This is a genomic window from Jejuia sp. G7-7 (genome assembly GCF_055808955.1).
In genome coordinates, this window is sequence record NZ_JBVVSZ010000002.1 from 1,019,029 (window position 1) to 1,042,293 (window position 23,265).

General features: G+C 32.1%; 19 protein-coding genes and 2 pseudogenes. 11 read left to right on the forward strand and 10 right to left on the reverse strand.

All coding sequences use genetic code 11. The features are described 5' to 3' along the window. Window positions 1-85: 85 nt before the first annotated feature. Together hemC and hemA are read right to left on the reverse strand one after the other, a co-directional pair. Window positions 86-1,660 (reverse strand): hydroxymethylbilane synthase, encoded by a 1,575-nt coding sequence (gene hemC / locus AC0L5U_RS14850; protein WP_473417220.1) that lies wholly within the window; start codon window positions 1,658-1,660, stop codon window positions 86-88. Next, entirely contained in the window at window positions 1,653-2,915 is a 1,263-nt protein-coding gene (hemA, locus tag AC0L5U_RS14855; RefSeq protein ID WP_473417222.1) for a glutamyl-tRNA reductase, read from the reverse strand. Before hemA ends, hemC begins: the two co-directional genes overlap by 8 nt. A 189-nt stretch (window positions 2,916-3,104) precedes the next feature. Here hemA and AC0L5U_RS14860 point away from each other — a divergent pair, with 189 nt between their 5' ends. Both AC0L5U_RS14860 and AC0L5U_RS14865 read left to right on the forward strand, forming a co-directional pair. Further along, entirely contained in the window at window positions 3,105-4,004 is a 900-nt protein-coding gene (locus AC0L5U_RS14860; RefSeq protein ID WP_473417223.1) for a helix-turn-helix transcriptional regulator, read from the forward strand. A gap of 62 nt (window positions 4,005-4,066) precedes the next feature. Continuing rightward, window positions 4,067-4,216, forward strand: a complete 150-nt coding sequence (locus AC0L5U_RS14865; RefSeq protein WP_473417225.1) for a hypothetical protein — start codon at window positions 4,067-4,069, stop codon at window positions 4,214-4,216. A 9-nt stretch (window positions 4,217-4,225) separates the two neighbouring features. Here AC0L5U_RS14865 and AC0L5U_RS14870 read toward each other — a convergent pair whose 3' ends face one another. Continuing rightward, the gene (locus AC0L5U_RS14870) at window positions 4,226-4,738 is read right to left on the reverse strand and encodes a hypothetical protein (RefSeq protein WP_473417226.1); all 513 of its coding nucleotides are present in this window, start codon (window positions 4,736-4,738) and stop codon (window positions 4,226-4,228) included. An 11-nt stretch (window positions 4,739-4,749) separates the two neighbouring features. Next, complete coding sequence (locus tag AC0L5U_RS14875) at window positions 4,750-8,247, reverse strand: TraB/GumN family protein (protein WP_473417227.1); 3,498 nt, start codon at window positions 8,245-8,247, stop codon at window positions 4,750-4,752. 146 nt (window positions 8,248-8,393) lie between these two features. Here AC0L5U_RS14875 and hemH point away from each other — a divergent pair. The 5 genes and pseudogenes from hemH to AC0L5U_RS14900 all read left to right on the forward strand — a co-directional run. Beyond that, window positions 8,394-9,404, forward strand: a pseudogene (gene hemH / locus AC0L5U_RS14880) (ferrochelatase); the annotation flags it as partial. 30 nt (window positions 9,405-9,434) lie between these two features. Further along, complete coding sequence (locus AC0L5U_RS14885) at window positions 9,435-9,980, forward strand: CopD family protein (protein WP_473418306.1); 546 nt, start codon at window positions 9,435-9,437, stop codon at window positions 9,978-9,980. Window positions 9,981-10,202: 222 nt separating this feature from the next. Continuing rightward, entirely contained in the window at window positions 10,203-11,618 is a 1,416-nt protein-coding gene (locus AC0L5U_RS14890; RefSeq protein ID WP_473417229.1) for a sensor histidine kinase, read from the forward strand. Between the two features lie 10 nt (window positions 11,619-11,628). After that, entirely contained in the window at window positions 11,629-12,048 is a 420-nt protein-coding gene (locus tag AC0L5U_RS14895; protein ID WP_473417230.1) for a hypothetical protein, read from the forward strand. A 3-nt stretch (window positions 12,049-12,051) separates the two neighbouring features. Further along, a complete protein-coding gene (locus AC0L5U_RS14900; protein ID WP_473417231.1) occupies window positions 12,052-12,834 on the forward strand; it encodes an enoyl-CoA hydratase/isomerase family protein in 783 nt (260 codons plus the stop codon). Window positions 12,835-12,867: 33 nt separating this feature from the next. Here the strand turns inward: AC0L5U_RS14900 and AC0L5U_RS14905 are convergent, their stop codons facing one another. The 4 genes and pseudogenes from AC0L5U_RS14905 to AC0L5U_RS14920 all read right to left on the reverse strand — a co-directional run. Then, window positions 12,868-14,481, reverse strand: coding sequence for a sulfatase (locus AC0L5U_RS14905; RefSeq protein WP_473417233.1), 1,614 nt, complete (start codon window positions 14,479-14,481; stop codon window positions 12,868-12,870). A 22-nt stretch (window positions 14,482-14,503) separates the two neighbouring features. Continuing rightward, window positions 14,504-15,130: a hypothetical protein gene (locus AC0L5U_RS14910; protein WP_473417234.1), complete on the reverse strand. Its 627-nt coding sequence runs from the start codon at window positions 15,128-15,130 to the stop codon at window positions 14,504-14,506. Next, window positions 15,096-16,298 (reverse strand): hypothetical protein, encoded by a 1,203-nt coding sequence (locus tag AC0L5U_RS14915; protein ID WP_473418307.1) that lies wholly within the window; start codon window positions 16,296-16,298, stop codon window positions 15,096-15,098. Before AC0L5U_RS14915 ends, AC0L5U_RS14910 begins: the two co-directional genes overlap by 35 nt. After that, window positions 16,284-17,362: pseudogene (locus AC0L5U_RS14920) on the reverse strand (hypothetical protein); the annotation flags it as partial. The pseudogene AC0L5U_RS14920 and the gene AC0L5U_RS14915, both read right to left, overlap by 15 nt. A gap of 277 nt (window positions 17,363-17,639) precedes the next feature. Here AC0L5U_RS14920 and AC0L5U_RS14925 point away from each other — a divergent pair. Genes AC0L5U_RS14925 through AC0L5U_RS14935 form a run of 3 tightly spaced genes read left to right on the forward strand, consistent with a single transcriptional unit; the run spans window position 17,640 to window position 20,171 of the window. Next, entirely contained in the window at window positions 17,640-18,713 is a 1,074-nt protein-coding gene (locus AC0L5U_RS14925; protein ID WP_473417235.1) for a PA0069 family radical SAM protein, read from the forward strand. Window positions 18,714-18,768: 55 nt separating this feature from the next. Beyond that, window positions 18,769-19,281, forward strand: coding sequence for a sulfatase-like hydrolase/transferase (locus tag AC0L5U_RS14930; RefSeq protein ID WP_473417237.1), 513 nt, complete (start codon window positions 18,769-18,771; stop codon window positions 19,279-19,281). A 41-nt stretch (window positions 19,282-19,322) separates the two neighbouring features. Beyond that, a complete protein-coding gene (locus AC0L5U_RS14935; protein ID WP_473418308.1) occupies window positions 19,323-20,171 on the forward strand; it encodes a sulfatase-like hydrolase/transferase in 849 nt (282 codons plus the stop codon). A gap of 70 nt (window positions 20,172-20,241) precedes the next feature. Here AC0L5U_RS14935 and AC0L5U_RS14940 read toward each other — a convergent pair whose 3' ends face one another. After that, window positions 20,242-20,853 carry a hypothetical protein gene (locus AC0L5U_RS14940; protein WP_473417239.1) on the reverse strand — a complete coding sequence of 204 codons (612 nt, stop codon included), beginning with the start codon at window positions 20,851-20,853 and terminating at the stop codon, window positions 20,242-20,244. Between the two features lie 432 nt (window positions 20,854-21,285). Beyond that, a complete protein-coding gene (locus AC0L5U_RS14945; RefSeq protein WP_473417242.1) occupies window positions 21,286-21,894 on the reverse strand; it encodes a hypothetical protein in 609 nt (202 codons plus the stop codon). Window positions 21,895-22,101: 207 nt separating this feature from the next. On the opposite strand from AC0L5U_RS14945, the gene AC0L5U_RS14950 reads away from it, so the two are divergent. Beyond that, window positions 22,102-22,974: an AraC family transcriptional regulator gene (locus tag AC0L5U_RS14950; RefSeq protein ID WP_473417243.1), complete on the forward strand. Its 873-nt coding sequence runs from the start codon at window positions 22,102-22,104 to the stop codon at window positions 22,972-22,974. Window positions 22,975-23,265: the final 291 nt, after the last annotated feature.

Genomic DNA, 23,265 nt, shown 5'->3' on the forward strand with positions numbered 1-23,265 from the left:
TTTTGTCATTCCTGCGAAAGCAGGAATCTTATTAATTGAAACTTAAATATTATTAGATGCTGAAACGAGTTCAGCATGACAACAACTAAACATAATGTGCATTAACCAACTCAATCACACTTTCTACAGTTGGAACTTTAGCAACCCGAACATCTTTAAAGTGCTTACTAGCTTCTTTAGCTGTAGTTTCGCCAATGCAAAAAGCGATCACTTCTCCTTTATTGCTGCGTACAAAACTTTCAACAGTTGAAGGACTGTAAAACATCGCACTTTCTACCGAATCATCAACTTTAAAGCCATCATATTTGGTTTGGTAAGCTTCAACTTCGTTAACTTTTATATTGTTTTCGGATAAAATAGTTGGTAAGGCATCTAATCTGATGTCGCTACAAAAGTAATTGACTTCAGTCCCTTCCATAAATTCTACCAAATACTCCGCTAGTTTTTTCGCGTTTTTTTCGGTGTGTGTTACCTTACCTATTTTGTTTTCTACTAAACGTTTGGTTCTTCTGCCTACACAGTAGATGTTTTTAAACTGTAATTCTATTGCTGAATAGTTTGTTGTTAATGATTCCACAGCATTTTTGCTGGTAATCACTACATTTTGAATTTCATTTTTTAGGATACGAGGATGAATTCTATTCAAACTTATTTTTATAAAATCTGAACTTTCAGCAACCACCTTTTCATGAAATAGTAAACGCTGGTCTTCCGTAAAACTCTTTGTAGAAAATACATTCGTTTTCTTATCCGAGTTTTTAATCTTATCCATTAAACGTTTACCACCACGTTCAATAACAAAATCGGCACAAAATTGCGCCATATCGCTATGTTCGCCTAGTTTTTTAACTCTGGTAACATCAATTCTTTTGGTTCCATCAGGACTTAAAAGCACCCCTTTAAAGTTGATTTCTTCATCTTTAATGTATGCTAAAGCGCCTATTGGTGCGGTACAACCGCCTTCTAGTTTATTTAAAAATTCACGCTCAATAGAGGTGCAAATTTCGGTTTCTTCGTGGTTTAGTTCAGCACAAGCTTCTTTTACAAAGTCATCTTCTTCAAGAGCAGTAATCATTATGGCACCTTGAGCAGGAGCAGGAATCATCCAATCGAGATTAATAGCTTCTTCTGGTCTTATACCAATTCTGCCAATACCTGCAGCGGCGAAAATAGCGCCGTTCCAATCGTTATCTTCAAGTTTTTGTAAACGCGAATTTACATTGCCTCTTAAATCTGTAATAGTATGTGTTGGAAAACGGTTAAGCCATTGTGCGCGTCGGCGTAAACTACCTGTTGCAATAACAGCGTCTTTTGCGCCTAGAAACTCTTCATTGTCTTTAAAAACAAGCGTGTCATTTACGTTACCACGTTTTAAAACAGCTGCTTGTACAATGCCTTTTGGTAAAACTGTAGGCACATCTTTTAAAGAGTGTACAGCAATATCAATATCATGATTTAACATAGCGATATCCAAAGTACGTGTAAAAATACCTGTAATGCCTAATTCGTAAAGTGGCTTGTCTAAGACTAAATCGCCTGTAGATTTTACAGGAACAAGTTCTGTTTTATGACCAGCTTCTTCAAGTAATTTTTTAACTATGTTGGCTTGCCATAGTGCTAATTCACTATCGCGTGTGCCAATTCTAATGGTTTTAGACATTTTTTGTTGTAGGTTCTAATTGGAATACTTTTTTAATAAGTTCCAGACTATCATCTGTAGAAACAGCATCATCTTTTAAATGATGCGCAAAATGATTCGTAATTTTTTGAATGATTTTATTGCTGATTACTTCTGCTTGTTCTTCATTAAAGTCAGACATTTTTTTGCGCTGAGTATCTAATTCAGCAGTAGCAAAATCAGCAAGCTTAAGTTTTAAAGCTTTTATTGTAGGTGCAAATTTTCTGGTTTCTAGCCAACTATTAAATTCTGCTTTTATTTCTTCTATAATCGCTTCCGCGGAAGGAATATGTGCTTTTCGAGCTTCTAAGGTTTCATCTGTAATTTGCGATAAATAGTCAAGATGTACCAATGAAACATTATCTAATTCCTGAACATTTTCATTCACATTTTTAGGAATAGATAAATCTAAAATTAAAAGCGGTTTTTTAGTTTGAATAAGGTGCTTGTCAATTGTAGGACGTTGGGCTCCAGTAGCTACTATTAAAATATCAGATTCGCTTACTTCTTCTTGCAAATTAGCGTAATCTTTAACTAGTAGGTTGAATTTTCCAGCAACTTGTTCCGCCTTATCTTTAGTTCTATTAATTAAAGTAATGTGCTCATTTTTGGTATGCTTTACCAAATTCTCACATGTGTTTCTTCCTATTTTTCCTGTTCCGAATAGCAAAATATTTTTATCAGAAACATTTTCGACATTCTTAAAGATATATTGCACAGAAGCGAAAGATACTGAGGTTGCCCCTGAAGAAATAGCGGTTTCCGTTTTAATACGTTTGCTTGCCTGAATAACAGCATTAACTAAACGCTCAGTAAAATGATTGAGCAATCCATGTTTTCTAGAAAGTTTTGTACTAGATTTTAATTGACTAATAATTTCAAAATCCCCTAGAATCTGACTATCCAAACCAGAACCCACACGAAACATGTGCGCAATAGCATCTTTGTTTTTATAAACGTAAGCCACCTCTTGAAATTCTTCAACAGTTCCTCTTGTGTTGTCACAAAGTAATTGTATCAATTGAAAAGGGTGTTGTGCAAAACCGTAGATTTCAGTTCTGTTACAGGTAGATGTCACTACCAAGCTTTCAATATCATTTTCTTTAGCTTGATTTAACAATGCTAGTTTAGAGTCTTCGTCTAAACTAAAGTGTCCTCTTATATCTGCATCGGCTTTTTTGTAACTTAAACCAATGGCATAAAAAGAGCTACTCCTTGAAATATTGTACTTCTGCATTGCTATACCTGAAAATTGTGAAACAAAAATATGTTTAAGGCTGAAATAAAAATAACGCTCAAAGAACTTTTAGTATCGTTTGTGGTTTTTTAACGTTGTTTTTTCTTAAAACATGATAAATGTCATATTTTTGTAGTGTATTAGGGCGATTTTATCGTTTTAATTTAGAACGAATCTAAATAAAAAAGTATGAATTCAGAATTTAACATCAAAAAAAGTGTCGCTAAAAGTTCTTTTGAAGAAACTAAGGTTGAAGATGGTTTTTTAATTTTAATGTATAAGAATGATGAAAGTGTCGCTCAAAATGTTGTAAAAGAAATAGATAGCACATTTTTACAATTTCATTTTTGTGTTAAAGGTGCCACTAAATTTGTGTTTAACCAGGGGAGATATGCTTTGGATATTCATGAAGAGAATTCATTATTACTTTATAATCCTCAACGTGAATTACCAATTGATTTGCAAGTTGAACCTAACTCGTGGATTGTTTCAGTATTAATTTCTATTAAGAAGTTTCATGGTTTGTTTTCGCAAGAAGCCGATTATATTACGTTTTTAAGTGAAGATAATAGAGACAAAAAATATTATAAAGATGGTGCTATTTCGCCATCCATGGCTATTGTTTTGAATCAATTGATAAATTACAGTCTAAATTCATCAATAAAAGAATTGTATTTTAAGGGAAAAGCATACGAGTTATTGAGCTTGTATTTTAATAGAAGTGAGGATGCTGATGTTGAACAATGTCCTTTTTTAGTAGATGAAACCAATGTTATTAAAATAAGAAAAGCTAAAGATATTATTGTCTCTCGAATGGCAGAACCACCAAGTTTACAGGAATTAGCTGATGAAATAGGATTGAGTCTCAAGAAACTAAAAGAAGGGTTCAAACAAATTTATGGCGATTCTGTGTTTAGTTTTCTATTTGATTACAAGATGGAAGTAGCCCGAAAATTGTTAGAAGCAGGAAACGATAATGTAAACGAAGTAGGACATAAGGTAGGTTACAGTACATCTAGTCATTTTATTGCTGCTTTTAAAAAGAAGTATGGGACTACGCCTAAGAAATATGTGATGTCTTTGGGTTAGATTTTAAAATGTAAGCCTTTTAAGTTATCTTAGACTAAAGTAAAAATATAAAACCCCAAAACATGAAATACTTATCCCCAGAAATCGAAGCCTTATCAAAAAACATTAATAATGGAAAATCTTTAGCAAGAACTAATGTGTCTTGTGGTATTTTTCAAGATTGCAATCCTAAAGAAAATCGACCTAGTTTATATCAAAAACAAGAATTATAAGATAAAAAGTTAGTTAACTAAAATATCTTCAACTTTTAAATTTGCTGATTCAATAATTAACTCACACACTTTTAGATAATTTTCTAATTTCCTTTCTTTAGTATTATAACCTGGTCCAAAAACTTTATAGCGTATAGAGTTAAAAGAATTTCCAAACTCAAGCTGAGTTGTATACCCGTCAACTCCCATGACATTAATGTTATCGTAAAGATCACTTTGTTTTATATTCATAATCTCATTGCTAATTTTAAAAAAAGTAGCTTTAGAGATTATAAATACAGTATCTATTTTAGTATGTTCCCATTCAGCCGTATCGTACATAGGTTTTGAAATCACTTCAACATCCACTCTATCTTTACTTCTAGGATGATTTTTTAAAGTAATATTAACAATATTATTGGGAATCATCATGGAGTGTTTTGTGCTTAATTTAATCTCATGAATTTTAGTTTTTTCCGGATTAGAAGAACAGTAAGAACAAGAAAATAAAATTAATAATAGTGCTATTTTTAATTGTTTCATGGTCTTAGTTTTTAATACCTATTTTGCTTAATCCGTTTTCTGGTTTTATGGGTAATAAGTAATATGGTATCTTCAATAATAGTTTCTTCGGTTTTAAATCCAGAAATTGAAGTACCTCTTTTAATCCCTGTAAAATAAGGTTTTAAATTGTAGGTTTCTATTTTTGAATCTTCAAAAGCTATAGTGTGTAAATACTCATTTTCGTTATTATTACGCTTATTTTTTCTTTTAAATATGAATAGACGAATAGGTTTTCCATTATCTGTTTCAACAATTTTTTCTTCTAAAAATTCAATCTCATTTTCAGGTTTCTTGTAGTTAGAACTTGCAAATAATTTTGACTGTGCATAGGTTTTCAAATCAACTATTGAAGTTTCATTTTTATCAAGAGCTTCATATTTTTTCAACTTAGAAATCAGTAAATGCTGCGCAGATTCATTTAAAAGTGTTTTTTCTTTTAATTTATCCACTATGAGTTCTTTATTAGATTTTAAAAGGGTGTAATAGGTGGTTAATGCTTCCCAATCTTCACTTTCAAGCAATCTTAAATAAAAGAGTTTAACATCTTTTTCATCTCTAAAAGGGAATAATAATTTTACATAATTTTCTAAGGCAAAATCTTTTCTTGTGCTGTAAGAATATCTTTTTTTGTTTCCTAAGCTGCGTTTAATTTGGATTTTCGCATCATTTACTATTTGCTTTTTAAATTTTTTGTAGACTTTAGGTTTAACAGTATTACTGTCTAATAATCTAGATAAAAGTCTATAGATAGGCTTTTTGTAATCTTCTACGGTAGAGAAATTTAGTAAATCTGGAAATAATACTTTTACGTTTTTTAAAGAATCAGCTTTTGCACTATATGCAGTAAAAGACGGTGTTTTGCTTCCTAAAGGCAAATCTGTTTCTAGTAATTCCAAAACAAATTCATAGGACGCTTTATCTTTTCTTTGAAAAAAGGTGTTTAAAATGATATTTTGAATTGATGGATCTGAATAGGATTTTAGGTAAAGTTGCCGTGCAAAATTTTTAACGCCTTCGCTTTTATCTTTTAAGATAAGTTGTCTTAACAAATAGTTTTTAATATTCGTTTTTTCATCTGAAAACTCATAATTTTCTAGAACATCAATAATTTTTGGAGAATGTTTATCAGTAAATAGAAGTTCAGTATAGCCTTTTAGAGCAATACTATCGTTGTTTTCTAAAGCATCAAAAAATACTTCTGTCTTGTCTTTAAAAATATCTTCTCCTAGAAGAGTGTCCATGGGTTGAAACGAATCGAAAAACTCAGTTAAAAATTTTGAAGGTTTGCCTATGGAATCCGTCAAGGCAGAGAGTTTATACAATACACCTTTTTTCTGAATATATTTAACAAGAATTTCCTTATTACTTAATGAGTCTCTTAATTTATGAGTTAAATAATTAGTGCCATTTTTAGAATATTTTTTTTCATCAACCGTCAAGAATTTTTCATTTGAAAACGGGTTTTTATAATTTAAAAAACTGTTACGTTTATTAAGCCTACTCCATAAACTATCCACGTTTTCATACATTTTTAAATCGTGATATTTAGTTCTTCTTATAGAAATTTTTTCATTAGCTTTAGTAGTATATGTAGTGTTTTTAACAGATTGATCATACGGTTTTTTGTTTCTGCTGCTATTATATCGTCCTCTGACTTTAAGTGGAGATTTTGTAGGCGAGTTAACAGTAAAACTCAAAGAAGTATCTATTTCTTTTTTAAATATCTCATAACTAACATCTTGAAATTGCAGGGATTCAAAATAGGAAGTAGCTTTATTTTTTTGAGTGCCACAAAATCCTAACAAATAATAACTACCATCTTTCACAACAGATTTTAACCATAACTTTTTGTTTTGAGTAGAATCTAACATTACAGAAGATATGTAACTTTTGTAGTTACCGTTACCGTAATGACCATCATAATCTTTAATCTCTAAATTTTTGTAGAAACTTGTATGTATATATTTTGCTTCAAAAGCGTCTTCTTCAATATAGGAAGTGTCGTGTTGCGGTGACTCTTGGAAAAAGTAATAGCCATTCTCAGTTTTAGCTTGCACTAATTTTTTACCAGGATGCTCTAAGTTTGATGTAATGAAGTTTTCTGGGCAAAAAAATGAATATTTTCCGTTAGGTTCTGTAAATTTAGCGATAGTATTACTAAAATATTTGAATTTTATAGAGTTAAAAATTTCTGCTTCATATTGTAGAACAAAATCTTTTTTACCTCCAAACTTAATAACAATAATCTCTAGTGGTGTTTTATAGATGTGGTATTTTTGATAATCACCTTTCTTAGTTTTATTTAAAATACTAATGCCCGGAAAAGGTTGATTAAATTCTTTTTTCTCAACAATAGTTCCTGGAACATCTTCGTAGAGTAAGTTTTTAATATAATCTAAATCTACTTTATCTTTTTCATTTGGTAAATACTCAAAAGTATTTAGCCTATTTATAGTTAAGTAAGCACCATTGGTCATATCTGGAGCTACGTAATATTTAATACCATCTGCAGTAAATTCTCTTAATTCATCAAAGCTTTTAACACTTAAAAAACCATCAGAAGTGTTGTGATTAGATAGTGTAGGTGTTGTAAACGAGTTTTCTAAATATTCTTTTTTAGTTTTAGCATAATCTGTTTGTGTAGAAACCAAAGGTTTAAGTGTGTATCCTCTTTCTCTCAACATGTTAATCATCCCTTTTTCTCCACCTAAATGTGCAGCACCCACACCTGAAAAAACTACTTTTTTGGGCATTATAGAATCTAAAACATCAACCATGTTTTCGTTTCTTTTAAATAACATGTGCTCTCTATAGTAATTGGTATTTGTTGCTGCTCCAATAGAATCTAACAATTCAATGTCACGTTCTCGATACACATCCTCTTGAAACAAATACATATTTTTCTTTTCCATCAACTTAACAAACCAATCATCGGGTTTGCGCTTATTAATGTTATAACTAGCTTTTGTTGTAAGGTATCTTGATTCTCTAAAATCTTCTAAACCAATTACGGGTTTATTATTCTTTTTACCTGCCTGATAAATAAACATATCAAGATAGGTTTCTTCTTCAAAATCATCAGCATTAGATTTTTTTCGATATAAATAACTGTTGATAAGATAGTTGTCAAATCTAATTACACTTCGTATATGTATTGGGTCTAAAGCTGATAACCTAAATAAATTGGAGTAAAAGTTATTGCTATAGAAATAGTCATTTACATTATCATTAAAACCGAAATCTTCGTGCATGTATTTTAACCATTGCGTAGGATCAGATTCGAGAGCTATACATTCACTTTTCTCTAAAGCTTTATAGAACACATCATCCAGCCTAAAAGCCACTTTACTACTCACGTGCATGGTGCCGTAAATGTAAGATGGTTTTTTTAATCCGTTTCCTGAGATCTCCCAAAGCAAACTTTTTTCTTGAGAAAACAACGACGTTGAGAGTATAACAGTTATAAGGAGTGCAACTATTTTTTTCATGTAAAGTATTTAGAAGATAAATATAGAAATAAAAAGAAATCTCACGTAGTTAAAATCCGTGAAAACCTATTATCAATGAGTGAACGGTAAAATTATGGAGGTATTATAAAATTTGTGTCGTATTTTTGTAATAACAAAAAATAACTATGAAAAAAGGAATTCTACTAGTTAACCTCGGCTCTCCTGATAGTCCAGAACCAAAAGATGTTAAAAAATACTTAGGCGAATTTTTAATGGATGAGCGAGTTATAGATGTTCCTCTTTGGGCTAGAACCCTTTTAGTTAAAGGTATTATACTAAATACACGACCAAAACAGTCTGCCAAAGCATATAAAAAAATATGGTGGGAAGAAGGATCGCCTTTAATTGTACTCTCAGAAAAACTTCAAGAAAAAGTACAGAAAAAATTAGAATATCCAGTAGCTCTAGCCATGAGGTATGGAAGCATGACCATTAAAAAAGGACTACAGGAATTGGTGGATAAAGGTTGTACAGAAATAAAAACCATCCCTTTATATCCGCAATTTGCAATGGCAACTACAGAAACTATTGATGTTAAAGTAGATGAATTGGTTGCAGCACATTTTCCACAGATAAAAATAACAAGAACCCCAGCATTTTATAATCGAGAAGATTACATTAATGTACTTTCAAAAAGTATTGTAGAAAAATTGGAAGGTTTAGATTACGAACATATTTTGTTTAGCTACCACGGAGTTCCAGAACGCCATATCCGTAAAAGTGATGTTACCAAAGGAAATTGCAAAATGGATGGTAAATGTTGCTTTAAAAAAGGAAGCGAACAACATGAATTTTGTTACCGTCATCAATGTGAAATTACTACAGTAAACGTAGCAAAAAAGTTAGGCTTAAAAAACGGTAAATATTCAACTTCATTTCAATCTAGGCTTGGTTTCGATCCATGGTTACAACCCTATACAGACCGAACAATAGAGCGAATGGGTAAAGCAGGCACAAAAAAAATGGCCATTGTAACACCAGCTTTTGTGAGCGATTGCCTGGAAACTTTAGAAGAAATTGCTATGGAAGGCGAAGAAATATTTCATGAAGTAGGTGGAAAAGAATTTACTGTTATCCCTTGCTTAAACGATCGTGAAGATTTTGCACAAGTAATTGCTAATATGGCAAAAGAATGGACAACAACTAAAAAAGCCCTTAAACGTGTAATGGCATATTTTTATTTAAAAGCATTTCATCTTATATTCGTCATCACTTGGTTTGCAGGCTTATTTTATATACCGCGTTTGTTTGTATATCAAATAGAAGCATTTCATAAACCCTCGCCAGAAAAAGAAATTTTAGGTAAACAACTTAAAATTATGGCAAAACGACTGTGGTTTATCATCACATGGCCATCAGCAATTTTAGCTTTAGTATTCGGTTTAAGTTTGTTTTATATCAATCCAAACCTTTTTTATATGCCTTGGATGCAAGTAAAATTAGGCTTCATTATCTTACTTTTTGCCTATCATTTAAAAACCCATCACTATTTCAAACAACTCCAAAACGATATTGTAAATAAAACATCCAGTTTTATGCGTATCTGGAACGAGGGCGCAACATTTATACTTTTCGCAGTTATTTTTCTAGTCATTTTAAAAAGTGCCATCGACTGGATTTGGGGAGTTACAGGCATATTTGTTTTAGGCGTACTCATCATGTTGGGTTTCAAACTATATAAGCGTTTTAGGGAGAAAAATCCTGACGCGTAATTAAATTATTTGGCGTTACTCCAAAAGGGGTGAAGCTTTCGGCAGTCGCTCCCTCCTACGTCGAGGAGCTTCAACAAATACCTCAACCCCTAACGCACCTATCCGCCAACTTCATTTTTAAATCAACACTAAGCTTCTTTGGTGTGATAATTGCTATATTTATTGCATTCAAATGGATATGAAACTAAAAAACTCTCCTTACGTACCCGTATTTTTATTGTAATGATTCTACTTGTATTGTTAGCATCAGTACTAATTGCAGCAGTAGCCATATATCAATACAATGAAGAAACTACCGATTATCATAAACAAAGGCTAGAGCGAAAAGAGCAAAACATCCAAACCCATTTAAGACGAGAATTGAATAGCAGAAGAAATACTTGGGAAGTGAAAACCAGAAATATTCCATTAATTTTCAAAGATGAAATTAGCAATATTGCAGATATTCATAAACTTCAAATCAATTTATACGATTTAGAAGGCAGTTTATTAATCACTTCAAAAGCCAACTTAAAGCCAGACGAAGAAGATAAATGTATTGAAACCGAAATACTAAATGCTATTTCTAATACAGCAGATCATAGGCATGTAGCCAAATTAAGTGAAAACGGAGAAACCTATCAATCGTCTTACACCTACGTATACGATAATAAGTTTAAACCACTTGCTATATTAAATCTACCTTATTTAGAGAAAGATGATTTTCTTTCAAAAGAGCTTAATGAATTTTTAGGCAGACTTGGTATTACCTATCTTTTTGTGTTAATTATTGCCATTGGTATTGCTTTTTTACTCTCTAAATACATTACAAAATCATTAAAAACAATTAGTGATAAAATCAATACCACGCGATTAGAAAAGCGCAATGAGAAAATTGTAATAGAAGACTCAAGTGAAGAAATTTCTACTTTGGTAGAATCTTACAACAGTATGATTGATGAGTTGGAAGAAAGTGCTGTAAAATTAGCAACAAGCGAGCGCGAACAAGCATGGCGAGAAATGGCAAAACAAGTGGCACACGAGATTAAAAACCCGTTAACACCAATGCGTTTAACGGTACAAAATTTTCAACGTAAGTTCGATCCAGAAGATGAAAATATCCATACAAAAGTAGATGAATACAGCAAAACACTTATTCAGCAAATAGACACGATGAGTTCCATAGCTTCGGCATTTTCAAACTTTGCTAAAATGCCAGCGCAAAAAAATGAAACCCTTAATGTGGTTAATATTACAAAGCTTGCATTGGATATTTTTAATGAAGATTATATTGTATTCACTTCAGACGCCGAAGAGATAATTGCAAAGTTCGATAGAACCCAATTAATTAGAGTGGTTACCAACTTGGTTAAAAATGGGATTCAGGCTATTCCTGAGGATAAAAGACCACAAGTATTGGTAAATGTTGGAGAAGATGGGGATAATGTTATCATAACAGTTGCCGATAATGGTTCGGGTGTTTCTGAAGAAAATAAAAGCAAAGTTTTTGAGCCTAAATTCACGACTAAAACAAGTGGCATGGGGCTTGGTTTAGCAATGGTTAAAAATATAGTAGAAACCTATAAAGGTGCTATTTCGTTTACTACTGAAAAAGATAGAGGAACCGTTTTTAAAGTTGAATTTCCAAAAGGCAATTAAAAGAGATATAGTGAGAAAAGTAATTTTAATTTTTGTTTTTTTATCAAGTTTAATAGTGTGTGGGCAATCTGGAACTTACTCGAGAGGAAGTTTACAACTAAGAGATGATGGTGCAATTATAAAATGGACATTGAAATTAAATCCAGATGGTACATTTTTGTATCATTTTTTAAGAGACCTTGAAGGCGAAGCTAATCCTGAAGAAAATTATTACGGAAAAGGGGCTTGGACATTAAAAGGTAAATTAGTGTATTTTTATGTTAAGGATTCAGATTCCACCTCTGAATTCACAGTTAATCTCAATAATTCTAAAGCAAGATATATCACAAAATCCCCACGGGATGCATCAAATAAAGTTATAAAAACTGCATTAAGATTTTACGAATCTGAAACGTTTCATATTGAAGGATTAATGCTATTTAAAGAATAAAACATGAGCTTTACAAATTTACTTGTCAATTTTGAAAATAATATCTCTACAATTACCATCAACCGTCCTAAAAAGCTAAATGCGCTTAATCAAGAAACGATTCAGGAATTGCATGAAGCGTTCAAAGAGGCAGATGCAGACAAAAATACAAAGGTAATTATTATTACAGGGAGTGGCGAAAAAGCCTTTGTTGCTGGAGCAGATATTAGTGAATTTGCAGATTTTAGTGTTGAAGAAGGCACGCATTTGGCAGCAAACGGACAACAATTATTATTCGATTTTGTTGAGAACCTAAAAACTCCAGTTGTAGCTGCTATCAATGGTTTTGCACTTGGCGGCGGCTTGGAATTAGCAATGTCATGTCATTTTAGAGTGGCTAGCGATAATGCAAAACTAGGTTTGCCTGAAGTATCATTGGGAGTTATTCCTGGGTATGGTGGTACACAACGATTACCGCAATTAGTCGGTAAAGGTCGAGCCATGGAACTGATTATGACGGCTGGTATGATTGATGCCAATCAAGCTTTAAACTACGGTTTGGTAAACCATGTTACAACTTTGGAAGAATTAATTCCACTTTGCGAAAAAATAGCAACAAAAATCACACGCAATTCTTCAGTAGCAATTGCATCTGCAATAAATGCAATTAATGCTAATTTTAAGGATGGTGTAAACGGGTTTCAAACTGAAATTGCCGAATTTGGAAATTGTTTTGGCACCGACGATTTTTATGAAGGAACCACAGCTTTTTTAGAAAAGCGTAAGGCTGATTTTCCAGGAAAATAATATTTTCTTTAATCCTCAATAAATTTAAAACACCTACTTACTTAGCAAATCCTTCATTTGTCCTTTTAATTTCGCTTTAACGTCATCATATTTTTTGTCTTCGGCTAAATTATCCCATTCATGAGGGTCTTTTTTATGGTCGTATAATTCTTCTTTGCCATTAACGTAAGCAATATATCGGTAACGTTTAGACCTTACCGAATAACTTTGCTCACTAGCTTTGGTGCTTTTAAAGATTCCTCTAACAACGGTTAAAGCAACATCTGGACCTTCCCATTTTTGAGCTTCAGGGTTTTCTAAAAAAGGTTTCATACTAAAACCACTTAAAGTTTGCCCTTTATCACCTGTAATATTACTGGTATCTATATTGCAAAAATCAGTAATTGTCGGGAAAATATCAATTAAAGATACAGGGTGGTCAATGGTTTTACCATGACTTTGCTTTAAATTTGGTACTTTAACAATCATCGGGATTCTTGTACTTTCTTCCCATAAATTGTTCTTGTAAACAAATTCTTTTTGCCCATGATTATAGCCATGGTCACTAGCCAAAATAACAACAGTATTTTCATTAAAGGTACTTGAATTCAAAGCATCTAACACTTTTCCAACTTGTTCATCGGCAAAAGTAACACAGGCTAAATACGCTTGAAGATATGTTCTTAGGCCCTTATCAAGATCGCCTTTGTAAGCTGCTTTTAAATTATCATAATGCATTGCCCATGGCGGTGTGAAAGGAAAAGTAGATTTGTAATGCGTATCATCAGTATCATTTTCTTTAATCTTAGGAAGTTGTATAGTTTCCAAAGGATACATATCAAAATATTTCTTAGGTGCTACCAAGGGTGTATGGGGGCGCACAAATCCTACTGCTAAAAAGAAGGGTTTGTCCGTACCGTTTTTTTCTAAGGATTTTAATTTATTGACTGCCCATTCTGCATGTAATTCATCATTCATTAAATCTCTATCATCTTCACTTACGTATCTGAAGGGTTTGTTTTCTGCAAGGTCATACCAACCATTATATCCTAGGCTTTTATCATCAGCAGGAACGTTTGGCACTTTGTCTAAAGACATTACAAGACCATCATTCTTATTTGTAGCATATTCTATAGGCATTAATGGGTGTGGTGTAAATTCTTTTGGACCATTATAACCCTTTCCGTTGTATGGGTAAGGACCAAAATCGTTTTTTACGCCATATTCAGTCCATTCAGATGCCACTCTATGGTGCATCATTTTTCCTGTTCCAAAACTTTTGTAACCATTGTCACTCATATATTTTGGTAAGGTTTTTACACTAGTTAAAACTTTATTGTCTGTCCATGGATAAAACCAAAAATTATCAGAAACATGAGGGTAAATACCTGTTAAAAAACTAGCCCTTGATGGTGCGCAAATTGGTGCATTAGTATGTGCATTAGTAAAAACAGTACCCTGTTTTGCCAATTTATCCATATTTGGCGTTTTAACTTGTGCGTGTCCACCCAGAAATCCAACATTATCGTTTAAATCATCTAACATGATGAGAATAACATTTGGTTGTTCCTTTGCTTGTTTTTTTTGCGTTTCTTTATTTTGAGCACAGCTATTTACTGTTATGTTTAGGAACAGTAAAATAAAAAGTGATTTGATTAATTTATTCATGATTCGTTTTTATAGTTTTAGTCTAAATTTTTTCGTTTAATTCAATATCAATAAAACGGTATAAACCACAAGGAATTTTCACTTTAACAGCCTTTGTGTTTGATAAATCAAAAGTTTCTCCACTTAATAAATCAGTCATTTTAGCTGGTTTTGCCGTATGAAACGTAACTGTAATTTCTTTGTCACTTGGGTTGATATAACCACCATCAACTAAAGTTAAACGTAAATGTTTGTCATCTGTTTGTGCAACAACCCATCCTGCATCACCAGAAACTGTTAAAGGCAATAATTTTGCTAAGTTTTCAATGTCTTCTTTAATGGTTTTATAATACGTATCAGCAGCATACTTTTCTTTTCCATCTACTGAAATATAGTCTCGTCCATCAGTAATATATTCTTTTAAAATATTTTTATAAATAGGGTGCAATTTATCTACTAGCTTTCCACGAGGTACGTTTTGTTCAGCAAGTGGCCCATTTTGAACTGGAGTAATAACCACCAAACCATTATTGTAAGCAGGAATAAAATTTAAACGACGTTCAGTTTCATTAGCAGCATATTTTGAGAAATCCCATTCATTTACTGGTGCCCCTGGCCATGTTCCGTTTAAACGGCTAAATACCATTTTGTTTTTTCTCTTCTTCTTCATCAAATTCAATAGTGCTTTTAACTTTAGCGCTTACTAAATAATGATGGTCTGGAGTTGCCATACTTAAATGAACAGGCGAAATGCTTAATAGTTCATCTCTATTCGGAACATATAAAGCGCCTTTTGCAATAAGTTCCCAAACGACGCTAACATATTCTTGGTCAACAGCGAAATTATTGAAATGCGTTGCACCATTCGCCGCAGCATAAATAACTTGTCGCATAGCATGATTTGGTAGTTTTTGAGTTGAATACTGACGTAAACGGTCAAAAGAAGCATTGTCCATAATAGAACGTGTACCCCATTGATTTACAGAGCCACCAAGCCAATATCCAACTCTTCCAGCTACACTTAAATCCATTGATTTATCTGAGGTTTCTTCCATAGTTGGGACAAAAACATCAGCAAATTCACCAGATTGTAAGCGCGACCACATAGGCATGTGAGCTGGCCCTAGCCAGAAAATATTTTTACATCGTAAATGGATGTTTAAGTTTTTATCTTCACCATATTTAGCAAGTGGAAAAAGCATTTTATCTAAAACATATTTAAAATCTTTTGAGTGATTTTCTAATTCTGGAAAAATGAAAACTGTTTTTTTGCCCTTTGCAGCATCTATAATTTTTTGTTTAGTTCTTTGGCTATAAAAGAATGGGTCGTTTCCGTGTCCGCCCCACATAGCTAAACCTTTTTGGTCATCAAAAATAAATGTTGTTTGTTCCAAGACATCGGCTTCCGTCATGATGTACTTTTTACGTCTATCTCTTCGGTCTCTATAAAATGCGTTAGGTATTGTGTCTCTATTCCAGTCTTTTGGGTCTTGAACAGTTGTAAAGAATTTAGATGCTAAAAATATTGGAGAATCATAATTAGCATTAATTTCAATTGCTGTAGGATGTCCTGATACCGATTTATTCTTTTTTACTGACAAATCAGTTACAAAATAAATGGGTTTAGGTTGGCGCTCCCAAGTTGGTGCTTTAAACTTTTGAGTTTGTTTTTTTACTTGTGCAGTATTTTCTAGAATAGATTGAATTTTCCCATGAGGTTGTAGATTTTCATAGGATGATTTCCATTTATTATTTTGATAATCAATAACATGGATGCAGCTTCCACCACTTTGTACACTACCCAAAACGATTTTATTATTTTTAGTGTCATGCCACATATCGTTGTAAGCATATCTATTGGTTAAAATTTCATCCATATTCTTGAAATCACCAGAAATTAGCATGATTCGGTTTCCTATCATATTAAAATACTGATAACTGTCACCTTGAGGAATAATAGTAGTTTGAGTAACTATATAACCATTGTTACCTAATGCTCTTCGGTATTTTTTAGTTTCAAAAGCTTGATTTTTTTGGATGCCAATTGGTAACGCATAATTTTAATATCCGCTAAAATTGCTGAAGAACCAGCTAAAATTTCTTCTTTTCCATTTCCGAAGTAATCAGAAACTCTTACATCTCCAATTGGTTTTTTGTTTTTTAGAACAATCCTTTCATAAGGCTTGTCAGCCAAAGCTTCAAAGAAGTAAATAGCCCCTTTGTGCTGCATGGAGTTAACTGAAGTTGCAACCAATAAATGCTCAGAACCATCAGCTTGTTTTGCAACTCTTAAAAAGTTAGCAAGATGTGTTTTTGGCTTACCACCTGTTTTTCCAAATTTTTCTTTGGAATAAGTAGAAGAAGCTAATGTTTTAACAAGTTCACCTTTTGAAGAGAGATAATAGACGTTTTTATCGAAACCACCGCAAACTACGTAAGGCGTTTTATCTTTATGTATTACGGTAACCGTATACATTGGTGCTTCATTCTTTTTAAATTTCCATAACATTTCACCATTTTCATTCAAACAGTAAAGTGTACCATCTGAGTTTGCTGCTAAAATTTCATCATTACCATCGCCGTTAATGTCTTGACACCACACGTCTTGATTCAAAAAGCCTGAAAGGTTATTTTCCCAAAGTGTTTTTCCGTTGTAATCAATACCTAGTAACTTGCCTTCATGACTACTTCCAACTATATAATTTTTGCCATCTTTCTTTGCAATTCTAACTTTAACAATAGTGTGTTTTGTATCAATACTCTTAATACCACCTTTTTCAACGACGTTTGATGTTGTTTCTGCTTCATTTTTATCTGTAGTTGATTTGTTACTTGTACAAGCTATAAAAACAGCAATAATAAAGAAAAAGAGCACAGTTTTAATTTGGTAAGATGATTTCATATGTATTGGTTATGATAATTTGATGTAAAGAAAACTTAATTTAAGATTAGTTTTGTAGTAGTTAGTATAGGTTTTGTCTTTTAGCGTAAAAAGAAAATACTTGAACAACCATAATGCTAAATTTACTTATTTCCTTCAGCTTTATTGATTTAAAGAAGATTAAATTTAGATTTCCCTTTTTGTTAATAACCCGTTTTTCTTTTAACATTTTTCAATAGAAATAATAACTAATTTTAAAGAGCTTCAATAAAAGCATTCAACCTTTAATTTTACTAGTATGTCCCCAAAACCTGCCATAAAAGGACGTGGCGCTCAGCTAAACGTCCCTAATCGTTTCTTCGAATTAAGTCATGAAATGCGTGACGATTTTTTAGAATACTGCCAAAAAGAAGGCGAACAAGCTGATAAAAATAAGACAAAATACCTTGAAGTTTTTCCTAAAACAATAGTTAACAAAGTGAAGAGTCCAGATGTTGGTATGGGGTATTCTATGAATGCTTACCAAGGATGTGAACATGGTTGTATTTACTGTTATGCTAGAAATACGCATGAGTTTTGGGGTTATAGTGCGGGGTTAGATTTTGAAAGACGCATTTTAGTAAAAAAAGATGCTCCAAAGTTATTGGAAGCTCATTTAAAAAAGAAAAGTTGGAAAGCGTATCCTATTATAATGTCTGGAAATACAGATTGTTACCAGCCAGCTGAAAAAATATATAGAATTACAAGACAATGTTTAGAAGTATTCTTAAAATACAAGCATCCGGTTGGTATTATCACAAAAAATTCTAGAATTCTAGATGATTTAGAATTGCTAAAAGCATTGGCAAAAGATAACTTAATTGGTGCTAATATATCTATCACATCACTATCTGAAGATACTAGGCGAGTTTTAGAACCCAGAACAGCAACTACTATAAAGCGATTAGAAACTGTAAAAACTTTAAGCGAAAATGGAATTCCTGTAAATGTGATGATTGCACCAATAATACCATCAATAAACAGTCATGAAATTTTATCATTAGCCAAAGCTTCATTAGATAACGGAGCCCTTTCTATAGGGCATACAATCGTAAGACTTAATGGCGCTATTGGAGAAATTTTTACGGATTGGATAAAAAAAACAATGCCCGATAAGGCGGAAAAAGTACTACATCAAATTGAGAGTTGCCATGGTGGGACTTTAAATGATTCTAGATATGGCACGAGAATGCGTGGAGAAGGTAATATTGCAAAGCAAATAAATGATCTTATAAAATTAGCGAAACTAAAATATTTCAAGGATAAAACGATGCCTAAACTCAATTGTGATTTGCATGAAAAATTTAAAGATGGTCAGTTAAGCTTGTTTTAAGTTTTAAAATCTGTAACAGTTTTATTAGATTGTAAAACATTTTAATTTATACTTTATGACCTTAAAATCCTTTGTTTCAATAACAACTATTGTATGTCTTCTGTTTGGAAACTCATTATTTGCACAGCATAAAAAGAAAAACATCATTTTTCTTTTTGCTGATGATGCTGGATATCATGATTTTGGGTTTCAAGGCAGTAAAACATTTAAAACTCCAAACCTAGATAAATTAGCATCAGATGGTGTAGTTTTTAAACAGGCCTATACCACAGCTGCTGTTTGCGGGCCTTCTAGAGCAGGATTTATTACAGGAAAATATCAGCAGCGGTTTGGTTATGAAGAAAATAATGTACCTGGATATATGAGTGCTAGCTCCAAAGATATGGGAGATGAAATGGGATTACCACTAAATGAAAAGACCATTGCAAATCATCTTAAAAAATTGGGTTACACGTCTATAGTTTTAGGAAAATGGCATTTGGGAAATGCTGATAGATATCATCCATTACATAGAGGGTTTGATGAGTTTTATGGTTTTCGTGGAGGGGCCAGAAGTTTTTCCCTTTAACACAACGTCAGGCTTTTGATAGACCAGAAAACAGATTAGAAATAGGTTTCAAAAATTATAAAGAACCTGAACAATACCTTACTGATGATTTAGCTACTGCTGCTTGTGATTTTATGGATCGCAATAAAAAGAAACCATTTTTTATGTATATGTCATTCAATGCAGTTCACAGTCCACTCCATGCAACTCCTAAAGATTTAGCTAAAGTGAAAGGATTAACTGGAAAGCGTAAAATATTGGCTGCTATGAATATTGCTTTAGATAGAGCCTGCGGCATGATATTAAATAAACTAAAAGCACTTGGATTAGAGAATGACACACTAATCGTTTTTTCTAATGATAATGGTGGGCCAGATGGAACTCTTACAAGTAATTATCCTTTAAGTGGCTGTAAATCTAACCATCTTGAAGGCGGAATTAGAGTGCCATTTATTATGAAATTACCATCGGTTTTAAAAGCTGGAACCACTTATAATAAATCAATTAGTATGTTAGATTTACTACCTACATTTGTAAATTTAGCAGGAGGAGATGCATCAAAAATAGAAGGCATAGATGGTGTAGATTTAATACCTTTTGTGACTGGTAAAAATAACGCAGAACCGCATCAATCTTTATTTTGGAAAAAAGAGAATAGAGGCGTAATACGTCAAGGCAAATGGAAAATGTTACGCTATCCTGATAGACCAGCAGAACTTTATAACATTAAAGATGATATTACCGAAAGTAATAATTTGGCCTATAAGTACCCAGAAAAAGTTAGAGATATGTTTAAAACTTTATGGAGATGGGAAGGAGAATTAGAACGCCCTATGTTCATGCTTAAACGTGTTTATGAAGTAAATGCAATGAAACGTATGGATGAAAAACGAACACCTAAATTAGATTAATATAATAAAGTTTAGTTTCTCAATAAAAAAAGCGGGCATTTTAGCCCGCTTTTTCTAAAAGTTTAATTTCTTAAATAAATTCTACAAATTGTTTCCCTTCAGTTCTATAAATAATTTTAAAACTACCTTTTTCTAAGTCATATAGTTTATAGACTCTTTCAATGTTTTTGATACCACTTATTGATTCAGAATGTATTAGTTGATAGGATTCTGTGTAACTTCCACCATCGTAATATATCTCAATTTCAAGAGGTGTTTTGTTTAATGAAAGTTGTGATACTAATACTAAATCTTCTTTTACAACTGTTACTGGTTTAAAAGTAGTTTTAGAAAGTGCTTTGTTAAAAGTTACTTCGTGATTTACTACTTTAAAAGGTATAGAGGTTACCTCCATATCTTTATCAATTTCAAAAGAGTAATCGCCGTTAGGAAGTGCCGTAAGATCAAATCCTTTGGTGTAAATTCCCGATTTTTGAATTGACTCTTTATATAGTGTAATTCCATTTTCGTCCTTAATTGTAAAAAGGTTACCTACTTTTACATTGTTTAAAGTAAGTGTGGTTCTGTTAGCATCATTTTTAGAAATTGAAAATGATTTGCTGTCATTTGCGTATCCAATAACCGTAGCCAATAGAGCTACCATTAAAAATACTTTTTTTGAGTTGTTCATTACGTTTTTCATGATTTGGATTTATTAACGTTTTATAGGTCAAATATATAATGGATTTTTAAAACATAACTCATTGATTTTGACTAATATATGTGCTAAATTATCTATTAAATTTATGTTATTTTATTGTAAAGTAAATCCTCTATAGTGAGTGGTTAATATTACACATTTATATATAGAAAATATTTTTGATTGAAAACTGAAAATTACGGACTAACCCGCGTTAGGGGTTGCAGCGGCATCCTTTTTAAAATTAAAATAGCTAAGAAATATAAGTTTTGAACTTTAACTTAACAAATTACTACTTTGCTTACTCTTAGTAGTGACACTTTAAAAAGATATAGCGGAAAGCCCGACCCTTGTGGTTAAGCCAAAAAAATAAGCACAAAAAAAGTGGGCCACCACAGCCCACTTTAACCAACTAAACTAAATAAGACATTAAAATTAATTATTAATGAATTCTGTAAATACTCTACCTTCAGAGTAATATATTATTTTATAATTTCCTTCTTTTGATAATTTATAGATACGCTCTAAACTTTTAGCTTCTTCTATATTTTCTGTGTAAACCAACTCATAATTAGTAGAAGCATAACCTTCTCCTTCTAAATAAATAGATACTTTTAAATTTTCATGATCTAAGGCTAATTTAGAAACATAAACAAGACCATCTTCAACTCTTGTTACTGGCTTAAAAAATGTTGTTTCTTTTGCTTTGTTGAATACAACTTTGTTTTGTGCTACAGTAAAAGGGATGGTTTTAATCTCTACGTCTTTGTCAAGCTCTACAACATACTCACCATTTGGTAATGCAGACAAATCAAATCCTTTAGAGTAGATACCTTCTTCCTTAATTTGTTCTTTGTAAAGAATGATACCGTAAGTATCTTTAATAGTTAAAAGATTTCCTTGTTTTACATTTACTAAGGTAATAGCTGTTTTTTTAGCATCTTTAATACTATTATTATCAGATGCATTCGCGAAACCTGTAACCATAGCCAATATTGCTACCATTAAGATTCCTTTTTTTGAGGTGTTAAATACGTTTTTCATAATATTTGGGTTTTGTAACGTTTTACACTACAAAGATATGTGCGATATACGTGGTAGAAAACATCAGTTTTGACCAATTTATATGCTATTTTATCTGTTAATTCTATGTTAACTCAATGTTAAGTTAATATAGCATACATTTAAGGTAATTACATATATAATGTATGCATAATAAATAGTAAATTTGCATTATAAATTGCTTACAGTATGATACTTAAGAAACCTACTTTAGAAAAGCTGTCCCCAAGCTTTGGAAGCTCTATATTAGTAAAGCAACATTTAGAAAAAGTGGATAAAAATAATGCCTTTTGGCATTTTCATCCTGAATTAGAGCTTATATATGTTAATAAAGGTCAAGGGAAAACACATATAGGGAATCATCTCTCTTATTTTAATAATAGTCAGTTAATTTTAATAGGTGCTAATTTGCCTCATAATGGTTTTACAGATAGGTTAACAGCCAATGGATCTGAAACCACAGTACAGTTTAAATCTAATTTTTTAGGAAACCACTTTGTAAACGTTCCAGAAATGACGAACGTTTCGTCGTTATTTACACGTGCAAAAAAAGGTATTAGATTTAAAGTTGACACTAAAAAGGTAATAGGTCCTAAAATTGATAAACTTTTAGAAGTTGATGGTTTAAGACGTATTGTTTTATTCCTAGAGATTTTAGATTACCTAGCAAATACAGAAGATTACGATGTTTTAAATGCCGATGGTATTGCTTTTGAAACCAATCCGCAAGACAGTGATAAAATTAACACCATATATAAATACATAAATGCAAACTTTCAAGAGCATATCACTTTAGTAGAGATTGCAGATAAAGTAAGTATGACGGTGCCAGCATTTTGTAGATATTTCAAGAAAACTACCGGTAAAACCTTTACACAATTGGTAAACGAATATAGGGTAGTACACGCAACAAAGCTTTTAAACGAGAGCCAAATGAGTATTGCTGATATTTGTTACGAGTGCGGATTCAATAATTTTTCGCATTTCAATAAACAATTCAACGAATTTGTAGGTAAGAGCGCCTCTAGTTATAGAAAAGAGATAAAACATATTATTCAGTAGAGAGTGTTTTTTATTTGGGCGTTACCCTAAAGGGTCGGGCTGTGGGCTTTTCTCTGCAATCCCTAACGCACTTGTTTGTAAGTTTGTTTTAAAGTCAAAATGGCTTATTTTAAATTTTGCACTTTTACAGCTATTACTTATAGACATTGTTGTGAGTTCGTTATTTTTCAAACGGTAATTTCTGTTTAAATTCCGGATTCCGTTTTTCCCAATTCGTTTTTTCTATTAGATAATGTTTTTTGAATTCCGATAACATTATTTCATAATCAGTTTTTGAGAATTCAAATCCGC